The sequence below is a fragment of the Flavobacterium paronense genome (assembly GCF_030409795.1).
GTDB lineage: Bacteria > Bacteroidota > Bacteroidia > Flavobacteriales > Flavobacteriaceae > Flavobacterium > Flavobacterium paronense.
On record NZ_JAUFQN010000004.1, the window covers coordinates 1 to 10667 of the forward strand.

Consider the following 10667-nt stretch of genomic DNA (forward strand, 5'->3'; position numbering starts at 1 on the left):
GAAAATGTACATAATTTATTTAAGCTTAATGGATTTCACCTCGATAGGGAAGATTTGTGTCGCGTAGCTTATAGTTTATCAAAGAAGGAGAAGATTTTGAAAAACCAGTTGGTAATTTTCTTTGGATGGTTTGATGAAAAAAAGTTATATTCAAATGGAAACTCGGACAACCGGAGCACCAAAAACTATTTCAGTTAGCAAACAAGCCATGGTTGATTCAGCATTGGCTACAGGTGATTTTTTTGAATTGCAACCTGGCAATAAAGCATTACAATGTTTACCTGTAAAATATGTTGCGGGAAAAATGATGCTAGTTCGTGCTATGATTTTAGGACTTGATTTAGAGTTTGTGGCTCCAAGTTCAAATCCATTAGCTAACAACGAAATTGATTATGATTTTGTTGCGATGGTGCCTTTGCAAGCACAAAATTCAATACCCCAATTAAAGAGAGTTAAAAAGTTGATTATTGGAGGCGCAGCTGTTAATAAAATTCTGGAGAAGCAGTTACTAAAGTTACCTACCATAGTTTATGAAACTTATGGTATGACCGAAACCATTACTCATATTGCAGCCAGAAAATTAGGAGAAAAAGCATTTACGGTTTTGCCTAATGTTACTGTTTCGTTTGATGAAAGAAATTGTTTGGTTATTCATGCACCAACAATTTCTCCTGAAGTTATTATCACAAATGATATTGTTGAATTGGTCAATGAAAATCAATTTATATTTCTCGGCAGATTTGATAATGTTATCAATAGTGGTGGAATAAAATTAATTCCAGAGCAAATAGAGAAGAAATTGATAAGCAAAATTAGTCAACGCTTCTTTATTGCATCAAAACCTGATAATGAATTAGGAGAAAAAGTAGTTTTAGTTATTGAGGGAGAAAAATGCGAACTGGACAATTCAATTTATGAAACTTTAGACAAATACGAAAAGCCCAAAGAAATTATTTTTGTTCCTAAGTTTAAAGATAGTGTAACTGGGAAAATCTTGAGAAAAGAAACGCTGAATTAATAAAAAGTACATTCCCAATAAAGTTAGTGATGAATTAGTTAACATCTATATAAAAATCATTGGTCAAGACTTCAACTTCTTCTAACTTATTGATTTTATATTTTGTAGTAACCCAAGTAGTTGTTGGATAAAATCGGTATTTTTTACCATTAACTTTAAGATCAATTGGCATATTGAATTTAGGTTCATCTGTTTTCCAACGAAGCCCAAGTTTGCTTTAGATTTTCTCAATTCAAGTTTAGGAATTGATGCATGTCTGAGATATTGATTAAAAATAGGTGTTAAATTCATTCCTGTTTCGGTATTGAAAAAGCTAATAACAGCTTCTGTATCAATAATTTTGTTGTGAAATGTTTCAGAATATTTTAAGAACAGTTTCCACCATTTATCGTCATCATTGACAACATGCCTCAAAGTATTTAAAAGCAAAGCACCTTTTTCATACATATCACCCGAGCCTTCTTTATTCACCCCATACGGGCCAATAATTGGACTTACATTATCAATATTTCTTTTGCAACCGTTTACGTATTGTTGCCCTTTTTCGTAACCAAATTGACATTCAACAAAACATTTTCGGTGTAACAAGTAAATCCTTCATGTATCCACATATCGGCAGAATCTTTGGATGTTATATTATTACCAAACCATTCGTGTCCACTTTCGTGAATTATAATGTAGTCAAAAAGTAACCCAATTCCGGTTCCAGATCTATCAGTTCCTAAATAACCATTTACATATTTGTTTCCATAGGCAACGGCGCTTTGATGTTCCATTCCTAAATAAGGCGTTTCCACTAATTTGTAACTGTCACTTGCAAAAGGATAGGGTCCGAATTTACTCTGAAAACAATCCATCATAGGTTTTACTTCCTCAAAATGTATTTTGGCTGCAACTTCATTTTGGCGGAGTACGTAGTAATCTAAATCTAATCCTTTATAATTTTCATGTATAGACACATAATCGCCAACACTGACATTTATGGAATAAGTATTTATTGGATTTTTAACTTCCCAATCCCAACGGGTATAACCATTTTTTAGATCTTCACTGCCTATTAATCTTCCGTTGGAAACTTCCATCAAACCATTCGGAACAGCTACTTTTATAGTCGCGCCAAAATCGGGCTCATCGCTTTGCGAGTCTTTTACTGGATACCATAAACTGGCTCCTGTACCTTGGCATGCTACACCAACCCACGGCTTTCCTTGCCCATCTTTAGTAAAAATAAATCCACCATCCCAAGGCGCGTTTTTTGCAATTATGGGTTTACCCGAATAATAAAAGCGTATTTTTTCATTGGTACCAATTTTTAAGGATGTGGGGAAATTGATAAAAACGGCATTAAATTCTCTCTTGTAATTCAATTTTTCCGAATTGAAAACAATAGAATCTACTTGCATATTATCAAATAAATCCAATTGAATTTTTGAAGTGTTGTCAACTACTTTAAAGCTAATGTCATTATAGCCAACAACTGATTTTTCATCAGGATTTACTTTGATATTTAAATCATAGCGCAACACATCAAAGCAAGTTCGTTCCGGTCGTAATCCGCCTTGAAGTGAGTCTTTTCGTGTCGTTGTTTCTTGAGAAAAGATGTTTTGGAAACTAATAATAATGAAACTTAAGGCAAGTATTTTTTTCATGAGAATAAGAATAGAAAATCTAAAGCATTAGTTGGTTTGATTTTAATTTTGTTACTATTTATTAAACCTGAATCACACCTAAATTAAATTTCTTTTCAATAGGCGAGTGATTAGCAGCTTCTATTCCCATTGAAATCCAAGTGCGGGTTTCTAAAGGATCAATAATAGCATCAGTCCAAAGTCGTGCTGCAGCATAATAAGGAGAAACTTGCGCATCATACCGCGCCTTGATTTTATCGAATAATTCCTGTTCTACTTTTTCGTCTACTGTTTCGCCTTTGGCTTTTAAAGATGAAGCTTCTATTTGTGCCAATACTTTAGCAGCTTGCGTTCCGCCCATAACGGCAAGTTCGGCACTTGGCCAGGCGAATATTAATCTTGGGTCATACGCTTTTCCACACATGGCATAGTTTCCTGCTCCATAAGAATTTCCGACAATTACAGTAAATTTTGGGACGACCGAATTGGAAACCGCATTCACCATTTTGGCTCCGTCTTTAATGATGCCGCCATGTTCTGATTTGCTTCCAACCATAAATCCGGTAACATCTTGCACAAATACTAAAGGAATTTTCTTTTGGTTGCAATTGGCAATAAAACGAGTGGCTTTATCAGCAGAATCGGAATAAATAACGCCACCAAATTGGATTTCTCCTTTTTTGGTTTTAGAAACCGTACGTTGATTTGCTACAATTCCCACTGCCCAACCGTCAATCCTTGCATAGCAAGTGATAATGGATTGACCATAACCGTCTTTATACATATCCATTTCTGAATTATCAACTAAGCGTTTGATGATTTCCATCATATCGTATTGTTCGGTGCGTAATTTTGGTAGTATTCCGTAGATTTCTTCCTCTTTCAGCATTGGTTTTTGAGAAGCTTCTCTGTTGAAACCGGCTTTATCATAATCACCGATTTTCCCAACGATACTTTTAATTCTGTCCAAAGCGTCTTTATCGTCTTTAGCTTTATAATCAGTAACACCCGAGATTTCGCAGTGTGTTGTGGCTCCGCCTAATGTTTCATTATCAATGTTTTCACCGATGGCAGCTTTTACCAAATAACTTCCAGCCAAGAAAATACTTCCAGTTTTATCAACTATCATTGCTTCATCACTCATAATCGGGAGATAAGCACCACCAGCCACACAACTTCCCATAACGGCTGCAATTTGTGTAATTCCCATGCTGGACATTATGGCATTGTTTCTAAAAATTCTACCAAAATGTTCTTTATCAGGAAAAATTTCATCCTGCATTGGTAAATAAACTCCGGCAGAATCAACTAAATAAATTATAGGTAAACGGTTTTCCATCGCAATTTCCTGCGCGCGCAGATTCTTTTTTGCTGTAATCGGAAACCATGCTCCGGCTTTTACAGTCGCATCATTGGCAACAACAATACATTGTTTTCCTTTGATGTAACCCATTTTTACCACAACGCCACCAGAAGGACATCCGCCATGTTCAGCATACATTCCGTCACCAACAAAAGCGCCAATTTCTATGCTTTTTGCTTTCGCGTCAAGCAAATAATCGATTCGTTCACGGGCAGTCATCTTACCTTCGGTGTGCAGTTTTTCGATACGTTTTTCACCACCACCAACTTTAACTTTGGTAAAACGTTGCTTTAAATCGGTTATTAAAAGTTTATTATGATCTTCGTTTTTATTGAAGTTAATGTCCATGGGTTTTATTTTATATCACTGTGTTCAGCATTAATAGGTATTTCCGAATGTCCACAGGACATTCTCCTCTTAATATCAAATGTGCTAAAATACGAAAACGTTTTCAATAAGATAATTTCTGAAGATTTGAAATTGTAATTCAATAAAAAAAAAGCATATTTTTGATTAGTTAATATTCACTTAACATTAGAAAAATACATTTGTACCAAAGTAAACATAAAAACAATGACTCTTAACAATATTTTCCAGTTTTTAGTTCCAAAGGATAAAAAGTTCTTCCCGTTATTTGAACAAGCTTCAGCAGGTTTAATTTTATTGGCAGAAACACTTCATGAAGCAGTAAACGCACCCAAAGCAGAGAGAGAAGAATATTTTAGAAAAATTGAAGAACTTGAAGCTGAAATAGAAGAGATTACGCATAAAACACATTTAGAATTAAGTCGAAATTTTATCACACCTTTTGATAGAGAAGATATTCATTCGTTAATAAAAGCCATTGATAATGTTGCCGACAACATGCATGGTGCTGCCAGTAGAATGCGCTTGTATCAAGTAGAAAAAATAACAAAATCAATTCGTAAATTAACGGAGATTAATTTAGAAGCTTGTCAATTAATTGGTCTCGGTATCAAAGAATTGAAAGCTATGAATCATAAAGCAATAAAAGAAACCTGCAAAAAAATCAATAAATTAGAAAGTAAAGCAGATTCAGTATTTGATAAAGCAGTTGCAGACATTTTTGAAAATGAAGTCGATGCTAAAAACGTTATTAAATACAAAGAAGTGCTTTCTGCTTTGGAAATGGCTTCTGATAAATGTAAAAGCGTTTCAAATGTTATGGAACAAATTTCAGTTAAGCACTCATAATAAAATCAATTAGGAAATCATGACATTACTAATTGTAATTATAGTTCTTGCACTTTTATTTGATTATATCAACGGATTTCATGATGCTGCGAATTCTATAGCAACTATTGTAGCTACTAAAGTACTAACACCATTTCAGGCTGTGCTTTGGGCAGCTTTTTTTAATTTTTTAGCGTATTGGGTTTTTGGTTTTGGTGTTGCAGATACAGTTGCTAAAACCGCCAAAACCGATAGTATTAATTTGACGGTTATATTAGCTGGAGTTATTGCTGCTATTATATGGAATTTAATCACTTGGTGGAAAGGAATTCCTTCATCATCATCCCACACTTTAATTGGGGGTTTTGCCGGAGCAGCTATTGCACATGCTATTTCTCTTCATGGTTTTTCCGATTATACTGCAATTCAAGATGGTGCAGAAGTCACAAAGCATTGGTACAATATTGTAAATTGGTATAAACCAGGAGAAGATGGAGGATTACCATCGGGAGTTTCGGTCATAATTGCTTTTATAGTTTTAGCTCCTTTATTAGGAATGTTGATTTCCTATTTTATTTCACTTTGGTTGATGTATTCGTCACGCAAAAGTATTTACCCAAAAATATTAACCCTAGTGTTAATGTTATTAGTATTTTGGTTTTTGTCAACAGTATTAGTTGGTTATAATGACATTAAGAAACCAAGATTTGAGAGCCATCTTTGGAGTGTGATTTCTGAACCATCTAATATAAAATGGTCATTGGTAGCTATTATCTTTTTCAGTGTTGCCATATTCAATTTAGTATTCAGTAGCTTTTCAACTTCAAAAGCAGAAAAAGTATTAAAAAGAATGCAGTTGCTCTCTTCTGCTTCTTTCAGTTTAGGACACGGTGGGAATGATTCTCAAAAAGTTATGGGAATCATAGCTGCTGCTGTAGCTGTTTATTTAAATACCCATCCAAATGCTAATATGTCAATGGGTTGGTTAGATTTAAATGTAGTATTACCCTCTGAAAAAGATGGAGTAAAAATTGATGGTGTTATGCCTTCTTGGATTCCGTTAACTTGTTATACCGTTATTGCTTTGGGAACCTTGAGTGGTGGATGGAAAATTGTAAAAACAATGGGTTCAAAAATTACAAAAGTAACCGCCTTTGAGGGTGTTGTTGCCGAATCAGCTGGAGCGTTAACCTTATTCATTACAGAACATTTTAAAATTCCAGTATCAACAACACATACAATAACTGGTTCCATAATTGGAGTAGGAGTAACTAAAAGGGTTTCTGCAGTTCGTTGGGGTGTTACTGTAAAACTTCTTTGGGCTTGGGTGTTAACCATACCAGTTTCAGGTGTTTTAGCAGCTTTGGTATATTATTTATTAAGAACATTTATATAAAAAATATTTTTTAAAGTTTTCAACTCCTAAAGATTTTTCTTTAGGAGTTTTTTATTTTAAAAAGGTTATAAAATTTTTATTTACTTTTTGATTCTCTCTAATGACAGTACTTAACAAGTTTTCAATGTTAAGGTTTTCGTTGAAACGAAAACTTAACATTGGCGAATTGGTTTAAACACTATTTTTGTTAACGTAAAATTTACATTAAATTAACATTAAATATAAAAATACAATTATTACTATGATAAACAATGAATTAACAACAAACGAAGAAGTGTCAAATTCAGAGACAGAAGTTCAGCCAACAATTGAAACCAAACCTGAAGTAAAAACAACTCGCACCAGAATAACTGCTGTAAAAGCTACAGCTAGTTCAACACCAACACGAACTAGATCAAGAGCTGTATCGCCAATAGTAAAAAAGGAAGTTAAACCGGAAGTAATATTAGTAGAACCTACTACTTCCAATGAAGAAAAAGTAGAAACTATGAAAGATTCCAACAAAGAAAAAGCAAAAAAAGCTAAGGTTAAAGAAAAAGAAAAAAGGAAAAAGCTAAGAAAAAAGAAAAAGCAAAGAAAGAGAAGCAGAAAGCCAAAGACAAAGAAAAAAAGAAAAAAGCTAAAGCAAAAGAGAAAGCCAAAAAGGCAAAGCCAAAAGAAAAAATCTAAATCTAAAAAGAAAAAATAATTTTCTGAATTATAAAACCGATAGTCATACTGTCGGTTTTTTTTTAGGACACAATTAACAATTTTTTCGTTTCTGTTTCCTTAAATTTATCAGCTAAAAACTTATTTCTTATGAAAACTAAATTTCTTATGCTGACAGTTATTTTACTGAGCACTTTTACTGTTTTTTCACAATCTAAAGCGGTTGAATATAAAGATGGAAGTCAACTATTAAGTGGCATTAGTGTCAAACCTTCCAAAGCATTAAAAAATAATCCGGGAATACTAATTCTTCCGGCTTGGATGGGAATTGATGATCATGCGAAAGATAGCGCAAATAGATTGGCTGAATCAGGTTATACCATATTTGTAGCTGATATTTATGGCGCTGATCAACGTCCAACAAACTATAATGAAGCTGGTGCAAAAGCAGGTTATTTCAAGAAAAATATCAAAGAATACCAAACCCGAATTCAGTTAGCATTAGACCAATTGGTTAAACAAGGTGCTAATCCGGATGATATAGTAATTATGGGTTATTGCTTTGGAGGAACCGGAGCAGTTGAAGCCGCAAGAGTAAATATGAAAGTAAAAGGAATCGTTTCTTTTCATGGAGGTTTAGGTCGTGATGAAGCCAGAACAATTAATCCTATAGCATCAAAAGTTTTAGTGCTTCACGGAGCTGATGACCCATATGAATCAAAAGAAGAGATTGAAAAATTCCAAAATGAAATGCGAACTGCAAAAGCCGATTGGCAAATGGTTTATTATGCCAATGCTGTTCATTCCTTTACTGATAAAAATGCAGGAAATGATAATTCAAAAGGTGCGGCTTATAACGAAAAGGCAGAAAAACGTTCTTGGGAAGCGATGCTGAATTTTTTAAAGGAAGTGTTATAAAATACAAAAGTCGATCTGGAGCGATCGACTAGTGCGGTGAGGTGTAACTTCCTTTCGGAATCCTCGATGCAAATATAGGATGTTATTTTGAATTATAAATTATAAATTTTGAATTCATTTATAATTTATAATTCAAAATTTATAATTATTTATTTGAGTCTCTTACCAATCGCTTTAAAATGGCCCATTGTTTCAAAGCGTCACGGGCATCAACAGCAGGATATCCTAAAACAACTTTTCCGCTTCGACATCGGCTGCTACGCCTGAACCTGCACCAACAATAGCACCATCTCCTATAGTTAAATGGTCCTTTATTGAAGCGCTTCCGCCAATCATAACGCCATTTCCTAAAGTAACCGAACCAGCCAAACCTGAATTTCCTGCCATAATACAGAATCTTCCAAGTTTAGAATTGTGTCCAATTTGAACCAGATTATCAATTTTACAACCATCACCAAGAATAGTTGAACTGAATTTTCCTCTATCAACACAAGAGTTGGCTCCAATCTCAACACCATTTCCAATAATAACATTGCCGATTTGTGGAATTTTCACCAACCCTTTTTCCGGACAGGGTCTAAATCCAAAACCATCAGCTCCAATAGTACAGTTAGGATGTAAAATACAATAAGCTCCAATATGACAGCGTTCCCGAATTACCGTTCCAGACCAAATAGTGGTATTTTTGCCAATAGTACATTCGTCAAGAATAGTAACATTCGGATAAATAGTTACGTTTTCTCCTAATGTAACATTTGGTCCAATATAACTTCCGGCACCAATTCGAACTCCGTTTCCTATCGAAACCGAATCATCAATTACGGACGAAGGATGAATGTCAACTGAAAATACAGGTGGAGGAGGAGCAAAGAGTTCCAAAATCTGAGACATAGCCAAATCAGCATTTTTTACTTTTATAAAAGCACGATTTTCTCCAGGTTCAATAGAAATATCTTGATTAACAACAGCAACGCATGCTTTAGAATTCTCCCAAAATTTTTCATATTTTTTGCTTCCAATAAAAGAAATTTCAGTAGCTGAGGCAACTTCTAATTGCTCAGGAGCTGTTATTTGGCAAGATGTTGCACCTACAATTTCGCCATGCAATACGTCATTAATTTCTTGAATTGAATAGGAACTCATGTTTAGGGTGTATTTTGATTATTTCTCAAATTAAGGTAAATGAATTTGAAAATCCTATGATATTAACTAAAATAATGCGAATTCTATTCTTCTTTCTGTCCCATCATCATCAAATAGGCTTTCAAAAACTTATCTATATTACCATTCATAACTCCATCAACATCGCTTGTTTCAAATCCAGTGCGCACATCCTTAACTAGTTTGTAGGGTTGCATCACATAGTTTCTGATTGTGAACCCCATTCTATTTTCATTTTACCCGCTTCTATATCTTTACGTTGAGCTTGTTGTTTTTTTTAATTCAATTTCGTACAATTGTGACTTAAGCATTTGCATTGCACGTTGTCGATTATCTTGTTGGGAGCGCGTTTCCGAACATTGAATCTGAATTCCAGTAAATCATGGAAGAAAACGGCTATACGGTTATCAATACTACCGGAGAAGATTTAGACAACGACCAGAAGGCTTTGCAAAATGAAAGCTATGATGTCTTCACTGGTTTTGAAATATTTGAGCACCTGTTAAATCCATATACTATTTTAGAAAATGTAAAATGCAACAAATTATTGATTTCAATTCCGTTGCGATTATGGTTTTCTTCAGCTTACAGAAGTAAGACCGATAAATGGGATAGACACTATCACGAATTTGAAGAGGCAGTTGATTGGCTTTTAGAAAAAACAGGTTGGAAAATAATTGACCCGTCAAAAATTCACTCATCCAGTAAAAAAGGTAGGTTTCCGACCCTTATTAAGGTTTTTTACCCCACGATATTATATGGTTTATGCGAAAAAAATTAAGTAGTATTCCGATTTCTAAGTATAACGTAAAATCATCTGTAGTAAGATGATTTTTTTGCGCTGTAAGTAGCATTTTGCAGCTGTACATAGTTTGATTGTGCTGCAGATCTATCCAATTCTATGTTTATGGGTGTTTCCAAAATAGGTTAAATCATTAAATTAAATCTAATTATTTATGTTAAGAGTCAGTGTTAAAATTGCTTAAATCTTGCTTAAAAAAAACATTGTTGTGTAAGTAATTTTATATGTATTTCTTACTTTTTTATCAAAAACATGTATTTCATCGACTTTATTTGTGTTTTAATCGATAATATTATTATGTTTGACATGTAATTAAACAAAACCCTAAAATCTATTATTATGAAAAATTATTTACCTATTCAATGTGACTTTTTACTTTTCATTCGGTCAAAAATATTTATTGTTAAATCCGATGAAAAATTCGGGATTGTAAACGAATCTGGTTGAAGTTATCCACCAAAATATAATTCAATAGAAGACTTCGACAAGATGCATCCAATTGGGCAAAAGTTGAACTTGAAAACCTATATGGTTTTGTG

At 33.8% G+C, this 10667-nt stretch carries 8 protein-coding genes and 3 pseudogenes; 6 read left to right on the forward strand and 5 right to left on the reverse strand.

Going from position 1 to position 10667, the window contains the following annotated elements:
- The first annotated feature begins 154 nt into the window (after positions 1 to 154).
- On the forward strand, positions 155 to 1018 hold the full coding sequence (locus tag QWY90_RS00450) for an AMP-binding protein (RefSeq protein WP_336622138.1): 864 nt from the start codon (positions 155 to 157) through the stop codon (positions 1016 to 1018).
- Positions 1019 to 1099: 81 nt separating this feature from the next.
- Here QWY90_RS00450 and QWY90_RS15755 read toward each other — a convergent pair whose 3' ends face one another.
- From QWY90_RS15755 to QWY90_RS00460, 3 genes are all read right to left on the reverse strand, one after another.
- Positions 1100 to 1606 (reverse strand): gluzincin family metallopeptidase, encoded by a 507-nt coding sequence (locus tag QWY90_RS15755; protein WP_336622139.1) that lies wholly within the window; start codon positions 1604 to 1606, stop codon positions 1100 to 1102.
- Positions 1543 to 2667: a M1 family metallopeptidase gene (locus tag QWY90_RS00455; RefSeq protein ID WP_336622140.1), complete on the reverse strand. Its 1125-nt coding sequence runs from the start codon at positions 2665 to 2667 to the stop codon at positions 1543 to 1545. Before QWY90_RS00455 ends, QWY90_RS15755 begins: the two co-directional genes overlap by 64 nt.
- A gap of 61 nt (positions 2668 to 2728) precedes the next feature.
- Entirely contained in the window at positions 2729 to 4357 is a 1629-nt protein-coding gene (locus tag QWY90_RS00460) for an acyl-CoA carboxylase subunit beta (protein WP_290283852.1), read from the reverse strand.
- Between the two features lie 225 nt (positions 4358 to 4582).
- On the opposite strand from QWY90_RS00460, the gene QWY90_RS00465 reads away from it, so the two are divergent.
- The 4 genes from QWY90_RS00465 (at position 4583) to QWY90_RS00480 (ending at position 8165) form a co-directional block, all read left to right on the forward strand.
- Positions 4583 to 5224 carry a DUF47 domain-containing protein gene (locus tag QWY90_RS00465; RefSeq protein ID WP_290283851.1) on the forward strand — a complete coding sequence of 214 codons (642 nt, stop codon included), beginning with the start codon at positions 4583 to 4585 and terminating at the stop codon, positions 5222 to 5224.
- A 19-nt stretch (positions 5225 to 5243) separates the two neighbouring features.
- Complete coding sequence (locus QWY90_RS00470; RefSeq protein WP_290283850.1) at positions 5244 to 6599, forward strand: inorganic phosphate transporter; 1356 nt, start codon at positions 5244 to 5246, stop codon at positions 6597 to 6599.
- A 241-nt stretch (positions 6600 to 6840) separates the two neighbouring features.
- Positions 6841 to 7287 (forward strand): hypothetical protein, encoded by a 447-nt coding sequence (locus QWY90_RS00475; protein WP_290283891.1) that lies wholly within the window; start codon positions 6841 to 6843, stop codon positions 7285 to 7287.
- Positions 7288 to 7397: 110 nt separating this feature from the next.
- On the forward strand, positions 7398 to 8165 hold the full coding sequence (locus QWY90_RS00480) for a dienelactone hydrolase family protein (RefSeq protein ID WP_290283892.1): 768 nt from the start codon (positions 7398 to 7400) through the stop codon (positions 8163 to 8165).
- Between the two features lie 145 nt (positions 8166 to 8310).
- Here QWY90_RS00480 and lpxD read toward each other — a convergent pair.
- Together lpxD and QWY90_RS00490 are read right to left on the reverse strand one after the other, a co-directional pair.
- A pseudogene (gene lpxD / locus QWY90_RS00485) lies at positions 8311 to 9308 on the reverse strand (UDP-3-O-(3-hydroxymyristoyl)glucosamine N-acyltransferase).
- Positions 9309 to 9391: 83 nt separating this feature from the next.
- A pseudogene (locus QWY90_RS00490) lies at positions 9392 to 9703 on the reverse strand (peptide chain release factor-like protein); the annotation flags it as partial.
- A 2-nt stretch (positions 9704 to 9705) separates the two neighbouring features.
- Between QWY90_RS00490 and QWY90_RS00495 the strand changes: the two are divergent.
- Positions 9706 to 10111 (forward strand): annotated as a pseudogene (locus QWY90_RS00495) (class I SAM-dependent methyltransferase); the annotation flags it as partial.
- Positions 10112 to 10667: the final 556 nt, after the last annotated feature.